Below are 15788 nucleotides of genomic sequence, written 5' to 3' on the forward strand. Positions count from 1 at the left end.
CAAGAACGGGCATGCTTGGTCTTACGTCCGACTGTCCAAGCATCTGGCGTGTTGAGGTTGAGTATCTATTCAACGATGCGAGCGAGATGCTTCGGCTCTGCTTCGCACGACTGGCAGGAGAATCAGAACAAACTTTCAGAAGCAGACAACTTGGGGTAGCGGGCAAAACAGCGGAAATACAAGAGGTGCTTTCTCCGCATCTGGCACCTAGGAACTCTGGGCGGGCGTTTCCAGCAGGTCTTGGTACTGGGCATTCCGCTGCACAAATCCCCGCATAAACTCACAGCTGGTGCGCACTTTCAGCCCCTGCTCGCGGGCATAGTCGAGGCCGGCTTTGGCCAGCGTATCGGCCATGCCTTTGCCCCGGAGCTCTTCGTCTACATAGGTGTGGGTAAAGTCGATGATGTCCTTTCCATTCTGGCTGTAGGCCAGCTCGCCGCCAAACCCGTTTTCTTCAAGAGTAAATTCCTGATTTTCTGCACTGTGTTCTACGTTTGCGGCCATAAGAAAAAGTATATAGGGTGTGAGGGGGAAGCGCCGGCTATAGGTTGCGAGGCGCGAGTGGTAGCTTTTTTAGGTCGGTCTACGTATACCGACCAAAACCGGGTACAGCCCAGTTTGTATTCTCCCGTTTCCCACCTCTACCCTTACTTTCTTTCCGATATGCAACCTACCCCTGAACATACGCCGGCCTCTAATCAGAGCAATGCCTCCGACGAGCAGCAAGTAAACCGCTCCAACAATGCCCCTACGCAGGCACCGGAGCCCACGGTAGGCCACGGTCATAAGTCGCCACAGTACGGTGATTTTGGCCACGCTTCCACTAGCACCACCAATGCCTCAGTTGAAGGCGATAGTGTAACCGAAGGCGGTGCTGTAGCGCCACCCATTGCGTTTCCGGAGCAGCGGGGCAGCGTGCCACAGAACCTCGATACGCCGGAAGTTCGGCACGTAGCCAATGCCGAGTATGAAGAGCAGCGCGAAGGCTGGGCTAAAGACGACCCACGCTACGGCGGTGGTACTCGCAACTGGGCCACCAATGAGCCAGCCAACCACAGCACCGGCCCCGCTCCGGACACCGACGACCAAGGCCACAACCCGAACGTTGGCAACAACGACAACCCCGATGAATTCAGCGCCCTGCGCCCCGATGAAGGCCGCGACATTCCGGGTTCTGGCAAATAACGGCGCTGGCTTTCCTACTTTTCCCTCTTTACTCTACTCCTATGGCCACTGATAACAACCAAGATCCGGCGGCAGCGCTGGACCCCAAATCGGGCGCTAACCTGACCGACGAGCAACGCAAGCACCGCGAAGAGCTGTATGGCTACAAGCGCGATGAAGAAGGCACGCTCGATACCTCTGCCCGACTAGAGGAGGAAACCACCGGCATTCCGATGGGGAGCTCCACCACCGGCCCCGACCCCGACAACGAAACCCGTCGCGACGAGCTGGACATTCCGGGCTATAACAACCCCATCGACGATAACAACCGCTAGGACTACGCGTTGCTACAAGGCAACTCCTTTAAAAAGCCTTTCTACGCTGCGTAGAAAGGCTTTTTTGTTTTAGACGCTGTTCAGCAAGCCGTACGCACTGGGGTTCCAGAACACCCCTTTATGCTGAACAGCTCTCAGAGTGACATGCGGGCTTGGAGCCTTGGATGCGCAGTAGTTACAAGAAGCCTGCGGGCAGTGGCGCTGGACTACATTTACACGCTCGGCTTAGGTACTAGCCTTGTGCCCAGCGCCAACTGAAATAGATGGCTTTCAATATATTTAGCCAGGCGAGTAGGGTTAGCCGGAGTTTTCAAGGTTGATACTTTACTAGGCCTGGCGGGGCCTCAAACCGTGTGCAACGCTGCCAGGCGGCCAGAAAAATAGCTGAAAAACTTACGGAATGGCGCTTTTAGCGTATACTAACTCACCATTCGCCTGCAACTCTCTTCCAAACCTGTTTCCGCATATGGCTGCTCCTTTCCTCGTCCTGACTGATTTTACACCTGCCGCCGACCAAGCACTTCGGTACGCCGCCGCGCTGGCAGGCCCGCTGGGGGCTCCTTTGGTGCTCGTCCACATCCGGCGGGAATCCTTGCTCGACCCCGATGCCTTTAATGGCAGCATCCGGCATATGTCGGAGGGAGAGGTAGCGGCGTCGTTGGCGGAGCGGGTGCAGGCGCTGGGCGTACCCACTACCGTTGAGTCGGCGATGGAGGGCGTGGAGGCCGCCGTGGCCGATGCCGTGCGCCGCCACTCCCCTGCCCTGGTAGTACTAGGCAAGCCCAACACCGAAACCGTTCCGGATGAGCTCGTTACCAGCACTTCCCTAAAAGTACTGCGCGCCACCCGCACGCCGCTGCTGGTTATTCCTCTGGGCACCACGGCGCCGGTGCCACCCAAATGCATAACCATTGCCGCCGATAACTCCGCTATCAGCCTCAAAACCCAGTCGGAGGGGGTTAGAATACTGTTGGAGCGCCTACAACCCCAGGTAACGGTTACGCACGTGGCCGAGCCCGAAGACAGTGACTCCTGCACGGCCTCGCTGGATGCGGTGGCAGCTAGCGGGCTGCTCGGCTCATTCCCGTCGCGCGTCCGGACCCACGGGGTACGGCACCGGCGAATTCCGGAAGGCATCATACAGGCGGCCCACGAAACCAAAGCCGACATGCTGGTGCTTATAGCGCGGCGCCGCAGCTTCCTGGGGCAGCTGTTCAACCGCAGCGTTACGCCTCAGGTGGTGCTGCACAGCCACCTGCCCGTTCTGCTGCTGCCAGCTTTGGACTAGGCCCCAGCTATGGTATAAGGCAACGGCCTGCTTGCACCCTGCGAGCAGGCCGTTGCTTTTACTAGGCACTTGAAGCAGCCAAAGCCCTTGCCAGGTTACGACAAGCAGGTAAAAGACTTGGGCATTTCGTAACGCCTGTCCGGATCTGGCCGTTGTGTGTAGCTCGTGCATTTCAATTTAGCGCTATGCCTGTACCATCCGACACCGATTCGCGGCGGCAGTTTCTGCGACAAGCCGGCCTAGGCGCAGCCCTGGTGGCCGTAGCTGGGCCTGCCGCGGCGCTACCCCTCATTCAACCAGAATCCGTTATGCAAAACGATAACCAGAAGAAGCTGGGCTTTGCCATTGTGGGCCTGGGCAAATTTGCCACTCAGCAAATGATGCCGGCGTTCAAAGAATGTAAGCATGCCCAAATCACGGCCCTGGTCAGCGGCTCGCCCGACAAAGCCAAGCAGTTGGCGGCCGAATACGGTGTTGATCCGAAGAACATTTACACCTACGACACCTTCGACTCGATTAAAGACAACCCGGCCGTGGATGTAGTGTACATTGTGCTGCCGCCGTCTATGCACATGGAGTACACGCTGCGGGCTGCCAAAGCCGGTAAGCACGTGCTCAGCGAGAAGCCCATGGCCACCTCCGTGGAAGACTGCCAGAAGATGATTGACGCCTGCAAGAAAGCTGGCAAAAAGCTCATGATTGCCTACCGGGCCCAGTACGAGCCCTTTAACCTCGATGCCATTGAGCGCATCCGGAAGGGCGAGCTAGGCAAGCTGCGCCAGATAACCGCCGACCACGGTCGAGCCGTGAAACCCACCGAAGAAAAGGCCGAAGCCTGGCGCGTGGTTAAGAAAATAGCTGGCGGGGGCTCGCTCATGGACATCGGGATTTACTCGTTGAACGCCACGCGCTACCTCACCGGCGAAGAGCCCGTGGAAGTAACAGCCCAGGAATTCACGGATAAGTCTGACCCGCGCTTCAAGGAGGTAGAAGACACGATTCATTTCACGCTGCGCTTCCCAAGCGGCGTGCTGGCCTCGTGCACCAGCTCCTACAGCATTCAGGAGGTAAAGCGCTACCGTGCTTTCGGCGACAAAGCCTTCCTCGACCTCGACCCGGCCACCGATTACTACGAGCACAACATGACCATCGGGACCAAAGACGGCGAGATGAAGCCTAGCCTCAAGGAAGGCAACCAATTTGCTGCCGAGCTCGACCACATGGCCGAGTGTGTGATGCAAAACAAAACGCCCAAAACACCGGGCGAAGAAGGTATTAAGGACATCCGTCTGATCATGGCCATCTACGAAGCTGCTCGCACGGGCAAAAAGGTGAAAGTATAACCTGCCTGCTACGGCATTCCACTAGGCCCTAGAAAAGCGAAACCCCTTAACACCATACCGTGGCGTTAAGGGGTTTTCGCTTTTCTAGGGCCTAGCGTTTTTCAAGCAAACTGGCAGCATTACCATTTCCAGGCTAGCTGCACACCGCTGTACCAGTTGCGGCCGGGTGCGGGCTGAAAGTAGCGCCCCCCGAAAGCATTCAGGTCGTTGCCGAGACTGTAGTTGCGGTCGGTTATGTTTTCTAGGCCGCCAAACACATCCAGTGCCAGCGCACCTACTTCGCGGCGCCAGCCGGCGCGGGTACCAAAGGTCCAGTAACCGGTGGCATATTGGGTGTTGGCATCGTTGAGCGGAATGCGGGCCTGGTGATTAACGGTTGGGTTCAGGTAGAAGCCTAGCGTTTCGTTGAAATCGAGGCCAGCGGTGAGGGTGTGCGGCGCAGTGCCCGTGAGGCGGTTACCGCTGAAGTTGTTGCCGCCGCTTTCATAGTTTCGGAAACGGTAGTGGTTGTAGGCATAGCTCGCAAACGCCCGAAGGCCAGACTGGGCCGTTACGGCGGCTGGTCCATCGGTTGCAGCCACCGTAGGCCGCCAGAGCCAGCCGCTGAGCGCTACCTCTGCTCCGCGCTGGCGGGTGCTGCCGGCGTTGTCGAAGAGCTGCGTGCCTAGGTCAGTGGTGCGGGTGGTAATAGTTTGGCGCAGGCGCAGATCGTAGAGAGCCACGTCGTAACGGAAACGCTCATTCCAGAGCTGGCCGCGGGCACCCACCTCGTAGCTGGTGCCGCGCTCGGCCTGCAACGCCCGGTTTATGGAGGCATCAGATGGTCGAATTTCCTCCTCAGTAGGCGGTGAGAAGCCCGTGCTTACGCTGCCATACACGGAAAGCTGCGGCCCAAACTCGCGTAGCAGCGCCACCCGCGGCGACACCTCCGGCCGAAAGTCGCGGGTAAGCTGGTAGCCATCGGGAGCAGTTGCCGCGTCGGAAATGCGGCTGATGCGGTAGCGCAGGCGGTTGTAGCTGGCCCCGGCCGTCAGCAGAAACCCAGCTGGCAGCTCATAATCGGCCTGCGCGAAGGCAAAGCCCGTCAGGGTCCGGATTTCGTCGTCGTAGCGCAGCGGGCCAGGCGTGCCGGCGCGGTTCTGGTAGTTGCGGGAGCTTTCGAAACCCGTTTGGCCTTCGGTGCCGGCCTGCAACCGCAGCGTACGTCCGGCCAGCGTGGTGCGGTAATTGGCTACTACCCGGCCGCCGCCGCCTAGCAGCGTATTACGCTCAAAGTCTATCAGGTACGGCGTCTGGATGCTGCTGCCGCTCAGATACAGAGTCGTGCGTAAACTGAACCGCTCGGTAAACCGCGCCTCGTGGGTGCCGCCCAGCAACGCCGTGCGTGAGGCGTAGTAGGTGCGCTGTGCCACCGTGCCGGGGCTGGTGGCGGTGCCGGGCCGCGCCTGCCGGGGGTTTGCCTCAAACTGCGCCCTAGTAAGCCCACCCGGGAGCTGGTAGTTCAGGTCAGAATAGAGTGTGTGGAGGCTGATGGTTTGCTTTTCAGAAGGTTGCCACTGGCCATCTAAGGCCAGCACATCGCGGCGAAGGGCACTTTGCTCGCGGTAGCCATCGAGGTTTTGGCGCGCGTAGCTGGCGCGCAGGTAGCCGGTGGCGGTGCCGGTTTCTACGGCGGCCGTGTAGCGCCGCAGCCCAAAACTACCGGCCGTGAAACCCACCTGGGCCCGGCTACCCTCGGCGGGCCGACGCCCAGTCAGCAATACGGCTCCGCCTGTGCCGGCACCGTACACGCTGGCCGCCGGGCCTTTCACTACCTCTATTCCGCCCAAGAGCGCGGGGTCAAGCAGGTTAAGCGGGGTGCTGCCGCTCGCCTCCGTAAACGGAATTCCCTGGTAATACACCTTGGTGTTGCGCACCCCAAACGGCGAGCGAAGCGTGCTGCCCCGCACGCTCAGGCGGTAGCTGCCCGAAGCGCGCTCCTCTAGCCGCACGCCTGGCAGCGTGTTCACCGCCTGCGTGAGGGCCGTTTGCGGAAACCGTTCCAGCACGGCAGCATCCAGCACGCCTACGGCCGCCGCCGTGCGGCGCAGGGGCAGTTGCTGACCGTAGCCGGTTACCGTGGCTTCGGGTAGCACTTGCGGGCGCAACAAGGTAGTATCAGGAGGAGTGGCCGTGAGGTTTTGGGCCAACATAGGCAGCGGCAGCAACAGCAGCGGCGCGGCGTAACGGTAGGACATTCGAAAAGCAGTAAATAGCTGGTAGACCGGGTGCATTGGGCAGCAGCTTGCCCTAGCCCTACACCCTAGGGCGTTGTTGGTCACAGGTGCTATACCGCTTCCAGCCAATTTCGTTTGGTTCTGCTTGCGCAGATATGCGGAAATATTGCTGTACTACCCTCTCACCTATACGAAACCCTCCACTGGCTTCGTATCAGGTTAATCAGCTATTGTCTTTCGATTATTCCCGGTTTTGCCTGGTATCATGGTCAAGATTCTGCCCCTCCTACGCCGGCCCCCGCACGTCGTATTTGCACCATCATTGCTGCTCGACCTGGCGTTTCTGGTGGTAGTAAGCCTAATTCTGCTGCTCAGTGTTCAGGACAGACCAAAGCAAACTGTAATGGAAATTGCCATGCCGTTGCGCCCCCGCCCACGCTCTTTCCAGGAGTCTAAACTGTCCCTCCGGTTTGAGGTGCCCCCACCCGCTACACTGCGCCGAATGCGCCTGTGGCACACTACGGCCCTGACCGGAGAGACGTACAACGACAGCCTGAATCTGCTGCTATTCCGCGACCAGCTAAAGCACATGATGCAGTTTCCTGACAACACCAACGGGGTATCCATTCGCTTTGGTCCGTATGCTACCTACGGCCGCCTCATTGATGTGCTAGACGAACTAAACCAGCTTGAGGTTAAGAAATACTTTATCGACCATTACTCTCCTGTTATAGCTGTGTATGCCCTCACCGACTCCTGGCAGCGCCCAGCGCTAGCCTCTGAGCTGGAACCTAGCCCAATACAAGCACCTGAGCGGACAGCCCCCGATTCGGCATCTTCCGCTACCAGCCAGTGGGCAGACCGGGTAGTGCAGCCACTTCATCATTCGGCCTGGGGCACGGCACTGCTGGCCTGCTTAGGTGTGGCAGCAGTATGTGGTGTAGTTTGGCTTAGTACTGCGTTCGATTGATATATTTACCCTGTATGCTATTCTATCCCCTACCCCGCCGCCACCATCGCCACTTGTTGCTCCCGCCGGGGCTAGTGGCGCTAGCGTGGTTGCTGCTGTTAGGGCGTATGGCTATGCCTTGGGTGAATCACCCCCGGCAGGCTATTATGCAAATAGCGCTTCCTGATCCAAAAGCTTCTGCTGGCTCAGCAGAAGCTTTCCCTACGCTTAAACAACTTGAGGCATTCGGCGCTTGGCAGGATTTAACTGTAATGGGGAATGTGTGGAGCGATTATTTTGATGTAAGAATGGTAGAAAGTTCATGCCTTTCCCTTACTAAAGAACAGACTCAAGGGAGGGCGTTGCGTGTATTTGTAGCCGAGTCAACCACCTACAACACCTTTATTCAACTATTGGATATAGCCCACCGATTGGATATTAGAAGGCATTGGCTGGATTTGAGAAGGCCGCCTTACACCTTCAATTTGCTGGGCAATGAACCTCGCGACCTGCGGTATTCATTTGTATGCGGCAATGGATACTACCAATCCCAAACCGACCTAAAACCGTGGCGGCCTTTTAGTGATAAAGTTGCGGAATGGTTTATTGACAGGAGCACTGATTTGTTGACGCCGGAGTGGCGCAACACCACGCTCCTGCTACTGCTCATCACGTTGCTTTCTATATGGCGCCTAGGTCGGCAATAGCGGGCAACCCTGGCGGCGTAACCCCAACGCTGAAAAAGCAGTTGAATTAAGCACGACTATTCGCTTGTGCTATGCTTTCTAAACTGACTTTTCCGCTGGCGGCTGCGCTGCTGGCTAGTATATCTGTTACGGCTCAGAATGTGCCGCCGGAGGCAACTCCGTTCAAGATGACGGGCAACATCTACCTGCCCAAAAAGCTGCCCGCTACCCCCGAGCGCGTGGCCAGCCTGAAAGCCCCGGCGGGTTTCACCATCAGCAAATACGCCGAGGGGCTGGATATGCCCCGCATGCTAGCCGTGGCGCCCAACGGCGACGTGTACGTTTCCAACCGCGTGAAAGGCACCATCACCCTAATTCGCGACGCAAACAAGGATGGCAAAGCCGAAGTGATGCAGCAGGTAGCCCAGAAACCGCATCTGCACGGCCTGGCCCTGAAAGACGGAAAGCTCTACATTGCCGCCATCCGGGAGCTGTACGTGGCCGATGTGAAGGCCGATGGCACCCTAGGCGAGCTGAAAACCCTGTACACCGACCTGCCCGACGCGGGCCAGCACGCCAACCGCACCTTGCAGTTTGGGCCCGATGGCAAGCTCTACCTCTCGGTGGGCAGCACCTGCAATGCCTGCGACGAAGACAACCCCGAAAACGCCACCTTGCTGCAGGTGAACACCGATGGCTCGGGGCGCAAGGTGTACGCCACCGGCCTGCGCAACACCATTGGCTTCGACTGGCACCCTAGCACCAAGCAGCTCTACGGCCTCGACCACGGCATCGATTGGCTCGGCGACGAAGACCAGCAAGAAGAGTTTAACCAGATCAAGGAAGGCGGCAATTACGGCTGGCCCTCCATCATTGCCGACGGCAAGCCCTACCCCGCCAACAAGCCCAAATCGGGCGAAACCTACGAGCAGTTTGACGCCAAAGCCGTGCGCCCACTGTTGCTGTACAAAGCTCACTCGGCGCCCCTAGGCATGGTCTTTAACCGAGCCGCCCAATTCCCGGCCGAGTACCGCCACGACGCCTTCGTGACCATGCATGGCTCCTGGAACCGCGCCCAGCCCTCGGGCTACAAAATCGTGCGGGTGCGCTTCAATGCGCAAGGCCAGCCCCAGCAGTTCGAGGACTTTGTAACGGGCTGGTTGGTTGAAAACGATAAGTCGGAATTTGGCCGCCCGTGCAGCATTGTGCAAGCCACCGACGGCTCCTTGCTGGTATCCGATGACGACAACGGCGTTATCTACCGCGTGGCCTACACCAGCAACAGTAAAGCCGCCCCCAAGCCAGCCAAGAAACGCAGCTAGCCCCAGCATCAGGCGTACTCTCCTATCTTCTAGAGCATGTAGTGGCGCATCAAGCCAACGCAAAGCTGCCCCTGGTATACGTAATTACCCTAGTGGACAGCACGTCATGCAGAGCGCAGCGAAGCATCTCGCTCGAATCGTTAGGGTTATCATTGCAACGTCAGCACGCGAGATGCTTCGCTGCGCTCTGCATGACGTGCTGTTTACTGGGGTGTATAGACAGTAACAGAATGCTATTTTTTTGCGCCTTTCTAGCATTTCCTGCTGAGCTGGTCGAAGCATCTCTACCGCTTCGCCTGGTTTGAATAGTTCGGTAGAGATGCTTCGACAAGCTCAGCAGGACGTTCTTTTCGCTTATTGTCCACGCACCCTAGGGTAACTTAACTAGCCAACATCAGCACGCGCGATGCTTCGGTACCTAGCTTGATGCGCCACCTGCTCAACAGGACGACTTTACTAGCCCGTTGTCGGTACGCAAGTGGGCTGGCTTGGCCCAGCGGTTTACGGCCGAACGCAGCCTAGGCAGTGGGCATCCTTGTCTTCCTATCTATCTTGCCGGCCTATGCCGAAACTTTTTCGCAACCTTACCTTTCAGGTTCTTACTGCTATTGTGCTGGGCGTGCTGGTCGGGTGGCTATTCCCCGCGGTGGGCGCCTCCCTCAAGCCCCTCGGCGACACATTTATCAGCCTGATCAAGATGCTGATTGCGCCCATCATCTTCCTGACGGTGGTGCTGGGCATGGGCAGCATCGGCGACATGAAGAAGGTGGGGCGTGTGGGCGGCAAAGCCCTGCTCTACTTTGAGCTCGTAACCACCCTAGCCCTCGTGATTGGGGTAGCCGCCGCTAACCTTATCAAGCCCGGCGTGGGTGTAGATACTAGCCGCGTAGCCTCCCAAGCCGCCAGCACGCAACAGTACACCGAGAAAGCCGCCGGCATGGACTGGGTGAGCTTTTTCACTCACATCGTGCCCGAAAACTTTCTGGGTGCTTTCACAGGCGGCGACGTACTGCAGGTGTTGCTGGTAGCGGTGCTGTTTGGGGTGGCATTGGCTAAGGTGGGGCCGGGTATAAGTGGGCCGCTGCTAGGCACCTTCGAGAAGCTAAGTCACGTGTTTTTCAGCATTCTGAGCATGGTCATGAAGCTGGCTCCCATTGGTGCATTTGGGGGCATGGCCTACACCATTGGCAAGTATGGGCTGGACACGCTACGGCCCCTAGCGTTGCTCATGGGCTCGGTGTACCTGACCATGGCGCTGTTCATTTTTGGGGTGCTGGGCGGTATTGCGCGCTGGTACGGGTTCAGCCTCTGGAAGCTGCTAGGCTTTATCAAGGAAGAACTGCTGATTGTGCTGGGCACGTCCTCGTCGGAGTCGGCGTTGCCGCGGCTCATGGACAAGCTCACGGCCTTTGGCTGCGCCCGGCCAGTGGTGGGGCTGGTGGTGCCCACGGGCTACTCCTTCAACCTCGATGGCACTACCATCTACCTTTCTATGTGCAGCATTTTTCTGGCGCAGGCCTTTAACGTGCCGCTTACCCTAGGGCAGCAGCTCACCATTATTGGCATTCTGATGCTGACCAGCAAGGGCGCGGCAGGCGTCACGGGCTCAGGCTTTATTGTGCTAGCTTCCACGTTGGCCGCCACCAAAGTTATTCCGGTGGAGGGTATGGCCTTGCTCATTGGCGTAGATCGGTTTATGTCCGAGGCCCGCGCCATCACCAACATCATTGGCAACGCGGTGGCCACCGTGGTCATTGCCAAAAGCGAAAACGCCTTCGATGAAGAGAAGCACCAAGCCGCCTTGCTGGGGTTGGTGCGGCCGGAATCAGAAGCCGCCTAAGTTTGTTCTGAGCATCTATGGCCACGTTATCTCCTGATCTGCGCAAAGCCCTGTTTAGCCTGCCGCAAAAAGAAAAAGACCAGCTACTAGCCCGCCTCGTGGCCCAAGATGTGGTGCTTACTGAGCAGCTTACCTTCCGGCTGCTGGAGGGCGACGATGCCCTGGAAACGCGCCGCCAGCGCCTCGAGCAGCAGGTAGATGACCCCGTGCGGGGCTTCCATCAAACCCCCAACGACCTGCTACACATTGTACGCCAGCTCCAGCAGCGCATTGGCTACCACTGCAAGATTACGGGCGACACCATGGGTGAAATTGAGCTAACGCTGCGTCTGCTTACCAACGTGCTGCGCCACCAACCCGCCGCGGTAGGCCGCCTACACGGCCCCACGCAACCACTGCTGCAACACCTGGCCAAGCGCACCCACGAGGTGCTAAAAGCCATTCAGAAGCTGCACGAGGATTATTTGGTGGAGCTGGCGCCGGCGGCCAACGAGCTGCTTACGCTGCTATACGCCTCAGCGGCGGCACCGCTGGCCCGGGAGCTCGCTCTTCCGCAACAGGTGTAGTCTGCGCTAGCCTACTTCATGGCCCGAAACTCGATGGGTAAGGTGTACTCAACCCACACGGGTATTCCGGCGTTTTTGCCCGGCGTCCACCAGGGCATTATCCGGACAAAATGCAGCGCTTCTTCATTGAGGCCGCCGCTTAGTCCTTTCACAATTTCGGCATCCCTGATGCGGCCCTCATCCGTCACGATGAAGCGCACAAATACCTTCCCCGAAATGCCGAGCTTTAAAGCTTCCTCCGGGTAGCGCAGCTCACTGCGCAGAAATTTCTGAAAGGCCGCCGTGCCGCCCGGAAACTCGGGCATTTCATCCACGGCATGGTATACCGCAGCCGGCCCCGAAACTGCCGTGGCGGCCGATTTAAGGCCGCTGTCGGCATTGGCTACTAGGCCCACTGTTTGAGCAAAGCTTGGCACCGCCAGAAACACGAAGCAGACAAACAGAAGTACACGTGGGAGCATAATCAAAAGGAGTTATTGAATGATGCGCCAAAGCTACCGGAGCCTTCTGGTGGGCGCGTAACCCCTGTATTGCCATTGTATTGTTGATTTGTTAGGACCCAATCGTGTATCCTTTTTAGGCGTGGCTTAGTACAACTAGCAGACTCTCCCACGGTCTTTCCCTTTCATCCCTCTTGTTCTGCTGTTATGGCTACCACACCTTCCCCCGAACACATGCGCGTGCCCGACCATCTGACCTCTGACGACCTGCGCCAGGCCCTCACGGAGCTCGATGCCAAAATTCAGACCCTGCGCAACCGGGCCCACGCCACTACGGCCAGCTCCCACAACACCTACCACCAGCACGCCGATGCGCTGGAAGCCAAACGTGCCCGCCTGGCCGAGCGCCTCGGCTCCGACGCCACTGGCTCCGGCACGGCACGCTCGGCAGCCAGCCCTGATCAGGAGCGCAGCACCTGGGACGAAATTTGGCGCGGCATTGAAAACCTGCGCCAGGATCTGCGCAACATCATCTAACTACAGCTTAACTACTGCCGGATTGGGTTTCAGGAGTAGGCACATGGCCGAACGCTAGCCCCAACTACCGCTTAAACCGTATGTATTACTAGCCAGAAGGCGCCCTCATTAGGGCGCCTTTTGTGTTTACTACCCTTGTCGTTGAGCGCAACCCATTCTATTCGTGCTTAGCGCTACTTCGGTTTGGGTGTGGTTTTCAGCAGTTCGGGAGGCAGATTTACCGTTCGCGGAAAAGTAGTTTCGGGCAGCGGCTCCGGGTGCTAGGTTTGAGGCATCACTTAACCCTACCTCACCTCCATTTACCTGCTTCTGGCTATGCTACACCTGCCCGCTATCCTCCGCCCCCTTGGTTCTGCCCTGCTGCTTTCGGCTGCGGCGCTGCTGCTAGCCCCCTCCCAGGCCCAAGCCGCCCCTGCGGTTGCCACTGCTTTGGCACCTAGTACCGATACGCCAGCTGCTCACCCCAACTTTACAGTGCGGGTGGTAGGCAAAGGCCAGCCCGTGCTGCTGATTCCGGGCCTGACGTGCCCCGGCACGGTGTGGGACGAAACCGTGGCCCGCTACCAGAAGCAGTACCAGTGCCACGTTATTTCGCTGGCAGGCTTTGGCGGCCAGGCCGCGCCCGCCAGTACCGATAAGCTGCTGCTGAACGTGCGCGACCAGCTGCTGGCCTACATCAAAACTCAAAAGCTCTCGAAGCCCGCCATCATTGGCCACAGCCTTGGGGGGTTCATGGCCCTCTGGATGAGCAGCACCCAGCCCGACGCGGTGGGCCCGCTAGTCATCGTTGATTCGCTGCCGTTCATGGCGGCCATCCAAAACCCCTCACAAACGGCGGAGGAAGCCAAACCGGCCGCCGAAATGATGCGCCAGCAAATGAGCCGGGCCCAAAACAACCTGACCATGGCCCGGCAGATGTCGGCCAGCATGATGACCGACACGGCCCGCATTACCCAGACAGCACGCTGGAGCGTGGCCTCGGATATGCCCACGGTAGCCCAGGCCTATTACGACCTGATGACTACGGACCTGCGACAGGATATTGCGCGCATTCAGCAGCCGGTGCTGGTGCTGGGAGCCTGGGCCGCGTATAAGCAGTACGGCTCCACCAAGGAAAGCACCAAAGCCATTTTCGAGCAGCAGTACGCCAAGCTCCCGAAGCACCACGTGGAGATGTCGGAGGCGGGCCGGCACTTCCTGATGTATGACGATACGCAGTGGTTTTTCGCCCAGACCGATGCTTTCCTGAAGCAAAACGCGGTGGCTAAAAGATAAGCCCACTAACCTATCAGAGTGTATATACTGCCTCAGAAAGCAACTACAGGGGCGGTATATACATCTGGCCGAGTATATATTTCGCAGAAATACATTTCCTTGGGGTATGCTTCTCGAACAAGAATTTGCGGCGCTAAAACTGGAGCTGTCTGTAAAGGCCAAAAACGGACTTGATTTCATAGTGGCGGCCAGCCTGGTGTGGGCCGCTATAGCCATCCTGTGGTGGGTAGCGCCACTCTCAGTAGTGCAAAAGGGGTTTATCACGTTTTTTGTGGGCACTGCTACCCTGCCGCTGGCGTGGGTGTTCTCCAAGGTTTTCCGCACTACGTGGGCGCTGCCGCACAACCCGTTGCAGCCCCTGGGCCTGTGGCTCAACTTCGCCCAGCTCTTCTATTTCCCCTTCCTGATCTTCATCTACAGCCGGTATCCGCAGCACTTTATCATGACCTACGGCATCATCACGGGGGCTCATTTTTTCCCGTACGCTTGGTTTTATAGCGCCAAACCCTACGCGGTTATGGCGGGTGTGATTTCAATAGGATGCTTGGTGCTGGGCCTGCGCACCTCCGCCGAAACGCTGTACCTGATTCCGGTTTTCATTGTGTGCGCGCTGCTGGTACTTGCCGGGCTGCTCCTGCTTTCTTACCGCCGCAACCAGCACCTATACCAGCAGGTGGCAGCGCAACCTACCGCCCTTGCGGCCAGCCTGATACCCTCATGATTTCGTACGCTACCGTACCGCCCCCAAGCCGTTTGTATTGGCGCTGCCAGCTGTTGGGCTGGACGGCGTACGGGCTTTTCAATCTGGCCCTGTTTTCTTCGTTTGCCCAGCTCACTTCTGATTCGTTTACCGTTACGCTAGCCATTGTACTGCCCTTGCTAGCCCTTACGCACGCGCTGCGGTATTCTATCCGGGCGCTGGGCTGGGACAACCTCTCGCCGCTGCCACTGCTGGGTCGTCTGCTGATTACCAACGCCTTGCTCTCGGTGCTGAGCCAGGTGATTATCTGGGCGCTTATCATTTGGGTGGTGCGGCCGGCTCCTACTGCGCAGCCGCACGGCTGGCCGCAGTTTATTGGCTACTGCTTGAATGTAAACTTCGTGCTGTGGCTCTGGGAAGGCTTTTATTTTGGTTGGCATTACCTGCGCCGCTATAAGCAGGCAGAAGTAGACAAATGGAAGCTGACGGCGGCCGTGCACGAGGCCGAAATGCGCACGCTCAAGGCCCAGATTAATCCGCACTTTATGTTTAATGGACTCAACAACATCCGGGCCCTCGTGATGGAAGACCCCGCCCGGGCCCGCGACATGATTACGCACCTCTCGGACCTGCTGCGCTACTCTATTCAGCTTAATAGCACGGAACAAGTGCCCTTGCAACGCGAGCTGGAGATTGTGGAGCATTATCTGGCCCTGGAAGCCATGCAGCTGGAAGAGCGCCTTTCCTACCACCTGGATATTGACCCCGCCGCCCTACCTGTGCTCATTCCGCCCATGACGCTGCAGCTGCTGGTGGAAAACGCCATCAAGCACGGCCTGGCGCCCCGCCCCGCCGGAGGCAGCATCTGCCTGTGCGCCCAGCTCAACGACTCGAACACGCTGCACGTGACGGTACGCAACACTGGCCGCTACGAACCGCGCCCCGGCCACGAGGGCGTAGGGGTGCGCAACGCCCGCGAGCGACTAGCCTTGCTGTTTGGCCCAGCCGCCCACTTGCACCTCGCCAACGACCCACACACGCCCGACATGGTGGTGGCGCATTTGCAGCTGCCAATAGTGGGGGCGCCCGTGGTACCTCGCCATGCAGGCGTGGCGGTTGTATCGTGA

The 15788-nt window shown here is 58.4% G+C and carries 16 protein-coding genes; 13 read left to right on the forward strand and 3 right to left on the reverse strand.

The window, feature by feature from the left end:
• Window positions 1-207 precede the first annotated feature (207 nt).
• Window positions 208-504, reverse strand: a complete 297-nt coding sequence (locus ACYVHC_RS04490) for a GNAT family N-acetyltransferase (RefSeq protein WP_460612466.1) — start codon at window positions 502-504, stop codon at window positions 208-210.
• 159 nt (window positions 505-663) lie between these two features.
• On the opposite strand from ACYVHC_RS04490, the gene ACYVHC_RS04495 reads away from it, so the two are divergent.
• The 4 genes from ACYVHC_RS04495 (at window position 664) to ACYVHC_RS04510 (ending at window position 4130) form a co-directional block, all read left to right on the forward strand.
• On the forward strand, window positions 664-1185 hold the full coding sequence (locus ACYVHC_RS04495) for a hypothetical protein (protein WP_460612467.1): 522 nt from the start codon (window positions 664-666) through the stop codon (window positions 1183-1185).
• Window positions 1186-1226: 41 nt separating this feature from the next.
• Window positions 1227-1499 carry a hypothetical protein gene (locus ACYVHC_RS04500; RefSeq protein ID WP_460612468.1) on the forward strand — a complete coding sequence of 91 codons (273 nt, stop codon included), beginning with the start codon at window positions 1227-1229 and terminating at the stop codon, window positions 1497-1499.
• 466 nt (window positions 1500-1965) lie between these two features.
• A complete protein-coding gene (locus ACYVHC_RS04505) occupies window positions 1966-2787 on the forward strand; it encodes a universal stress protein (protein ID WP_460612469.1) in 822 nt (273 codons plus the stop codon).
• 185 nt (window positions 2788-2972) lie between these two features.
• Window positions 2973-4130 (forward strand): Gfo/Idh/MocA family oxidoreductase, encoded by a 1158-nt coding sequence (locus ACYVHC_RS04510; RefSeq protein ID WP_460612470.1) that lies wholly within the window; start codon window positions 2973-2975, stop codon window positions 4128-4130.
• Between the two features lie 119 nt (window positions 4131-4249).
• Here the strand turns inward: ACYVHC_RS04510 and ACYVHC_RS04515 are convergent, their stop codons facing one another.
• The gene (locus ACYVHC_RS04515; RefSeq protein ID WP_460612471.1) at window positions 4250-6367 is read right to left on the reverse strand and encodes a TonB-dependent receptor; all 2118 of its coding nucleotides are present in this window, start codon (window positions 6365-6367) and stop codon (window positions 4250-4252) included.
• A 244-nt stretch (window positions 6368-6611) separates the two neighbouring features.
• Here ACYVHC_RS04515 and ACYVHC_RS04520 point away from each other — a divergent pair, with 244 nt between their 5' ends.
• The 5 genes from ACYVHC_RS04520 to ACYVHC_RS04540 all read left to right on the forward strand — a co-directional run bounded on the left by ACYVHC_RS04520 (window position 6612) and on the right by ACYVHC_RS04540 (window position 11709).
• Window positions 6612-7316: a hypothetical protein gene (locus ACYVHC_RS04520; RefSeq protein ID WP_460612472.1), complete on the forward strand. Its 705-nt coding sequence runs from the start codon at window positions 6612-6614 to the stop codon at window positions 7314-7316.
• A 146-nt stretch (window positions 7317-7462) separates the two neighbouring features.
• Complete coding sequence (locus ACYVHC_RS04525; protein WP_460612473.1) at window positions 7463-8002, forward strand: hypothetical protein; 540 nt, start codon at window positions 7463-7465, stop codon at window positions 8000-8002.
• 71 nt (window positions 8003-8073) lie between these two features.
• Window positions 8074-9303 carry a PQQ-dependent sugar dehydrogenase gene (locus ACYVHC_RS04530; RefSeq protein WP_460612474.1) on the forward strand — a complete coding sequence of 410 codons (1230 nt, stop codon included), beginning with the start codon at window positions 8074-8076 and terminating at the stop codon, window positions 9301-9303.
• Between the two features lie 562 nt (window positions 9304-9865).
• The gene (dctA, locus tag ACYVHC_RS04535; protein WP_460612475.1) at window positions 9866-11143 is read left to right on the forward strand and encodes a cation:dicarboxylase symporter family transporter; all 1278 of its coding nucleotides are present in this window, start codon (window positions 9866-9868) and stop codon (window positions 11141-11143) included.
• Between the two features lie 17 nt (window positions 11144-11160).
• A complete protein-coding gene (locus tag ACYVHC_RS04540; protein ID WP_460612476.1) occupies window positions 11161-11709 on the forward strand; it encodes a hypothetical protein in 549 nt (182 codons plus the stop codon).
• Between the two features lie 11 nt (window positions 11710-11720).
• Here the strand turns inward: ACYVHC_RS04540 and ACYVHC_RS04545 are convergent, their stop codons facing one another.
• Window positions 11721-12170: an energy transducer TonB gene (locus ACYVHC_RS04545; protein WP_460612477.1), complete on the reverse strand. Its 450-nt coding sequence runs from the start codon at window positions 12168-12170 to the stop codon at window positions 11721-11723.
• 186 nt (window positions 12171-12356) lie between these two features.
• Between ACYVHC_RS04545 and ACYVHC_RS04550 the strand changes: the two genes are divergently transcribed.
• From ACYVHC_RS04550 to ACYVHC_RS04565, 4 genes are all read left to right on the forward strand, one after another.
• Window positions 12357-12686 carry a hypothetical protein gene (locus tag ACYVHC_RS04550; protein ID WP_460612478.1) on the forward strand — a complete coding sequence of 110 codons (330 nt, stop codon included), beginning with the start codon at window positions 12357-12359 and terminating at the stop codon, window positions 12684-12686.
• A 315-nt stretch (window positions 12687-13001) separates the two neighbouring features.
• Window positions 13002-13961, forward strand: coding sequence for an alpha/beta fold hydrolase (locus ACYVHC_RS04555; RefSeq protein WP_460612479.1), 960 nt, complete (start codon window positions 13002-13004; stop codon window positions 13959-13961).
• Window positions 13962-14067: 106 nt separating this feature from the next.
• Window positions 14068-14682 carry a DUF7010 family protein gene (locus ACYVHC_RS04560; RefSeq protein WP_460612480.1) on the forward strand — a complete coding sequence of 205 codons (615 nt, stop codon included), beginning with the start codon at window positions 14068-14070 and terminating at the stop codon, window positions 14680-14682.
• Window positions 14679-15788, forward strand: a complete 1110-nt coding sequence (locus ACYVHC_RS04565; protein WP_460612481.1) for a sensor histidine kinase — start codon at window positions 14679-14681, stop codon at window positions 15786-15788. Before ACYVHC_RS04560 ends, ACYVHC_RS04565 begins: the two co-directional genes overlap by 4 nt.

Source organism: Hymenobacter seoulensis, from assembly GCF_054780535.1.

What these genes read in the sequence shown, in the direction of transcription:
- ACYVHC_RS04565 (WP_460612481.1), top strand. Translation starts at nt 14,679, where the DNA reads ATGATTTCGTACGCTACCGTACCGCCCCCAAGCCGTTTGTATTGGCGC.
- ACYVHC_RS04555 (WP_460612479.1), top strand. Translation starts at nt 13,002, where the DNA reads ATGCTACACCTGCCCGCTATCCTCCGCCCCCTTGGTTCTGCCCTGCTG.
- ACYVHC_RS04545 (WP_460612477.1), bottom strand. Translation starts at nt 12,170, where the DNA reads ATGCTCCCACGTGTACTTCTGTTTGTCTGCTTCGTGTTTCTGGCGGTG.
- ACYVHC_RS04500 (WP_460612468.1), top strand. Translation starts at nt 1,227, where the DNA reads ATGGCCACTGATAACAACCAAGATCCGGCGGCAGCGCTGGACCCCAAA.
- ACYVHC_RS04515 (WP_460612471.1), bottom strand. Translation starts at nt 6,367, where the DNA reads ATGTCCTACCGTTACGCCGCGCCGCTGCTGTTGCTGCCGCTGCCTATG.
- ACYVHC_RS04505 (WP_460612469.1), top strand. Translation starts at nt 1,966, where the DNA reads ATGGCTGCTCCTTTCCTCGTCCTGACTGATTTTACACCTGCCGCCGAC.
- ACYVHC_RS04550 (WP_460612478.1), top strand. Translation starts at nt 12,357, where the DNA reads ATGGCTACCACACCTTCCCCCGAACACATGCGCGTGCCCGACCATCTG.
- ACYVHC_RS04520 (WP_460612472.1), top strand. Translation starts at nt 6,612, where the DNA reads ATGGTCAAGATTCTGCCCCTCCTACGCCGGCCCCCGCACGTCGTATTT.
- ACYVHC_RS04530 (WP_460612474.1), top strand. Translation starts at nt 8,074, where the DNA reads ATGCTTTCTAAACTGACTTTTCCGCTGGCGGCTGCGCTGCTGGCTAGT.
- ACYVHC_RS04510 (WP_460612470.1), top strand. Translation starts at nt 2,973, where the DNA reads ATGCCTGTACCATCCGACACCGATTCGCGGCGGCAGTTTCTGCGACAA.
- ACYVHC_RS04560 (WP_460612480.1), top strand. Translation starts at nt 14,068, where the DNA reads ATGCTTCTCGAACAAGAATTTGCGGCGCTAAAACTGGAGCTGTCTGTA.
- ACYVHC_RS04525 (WP_460612473.1), top strand. Translation starts at nt 7,463, where the DNA reads ATGCAAATAGCGCTTCCTGATCCAAAAGCTTCTGCTGGCTCAGCAGAA.
- dctA (WP_460612475.1), top strand. Translation starts at nt 9,866, where the DNA reads ATGCCGAAACTTTTTCGCAACCTTACCTTTCAGGTTCTTACTGCTATT.
- ACYVHC_RS04490 (WP_460612466.1), bottom strand. Translation starts at nt 504, where the DNA reads ATGGCCGCAAACGTAGAACACAGTGCAGAAAATCAGGAATTTACTCTT.
- ACYVHC_RS04540 (WP_460612476.1), top strand. Translation starts at nt 11,161, where the DNA reads ATGGCCACGTTATCTCCTGATCTGCGCAAAGCCCTGTTTAGCCTGCCG.
- ACYVHC_RS04495 (WP_460612467.1), top strand. Translation starts at nt 664, where the DNA reads ATGCAACCTACCCCTGAACATACGCCGGCCTCTAATCAGAGCAATGCC.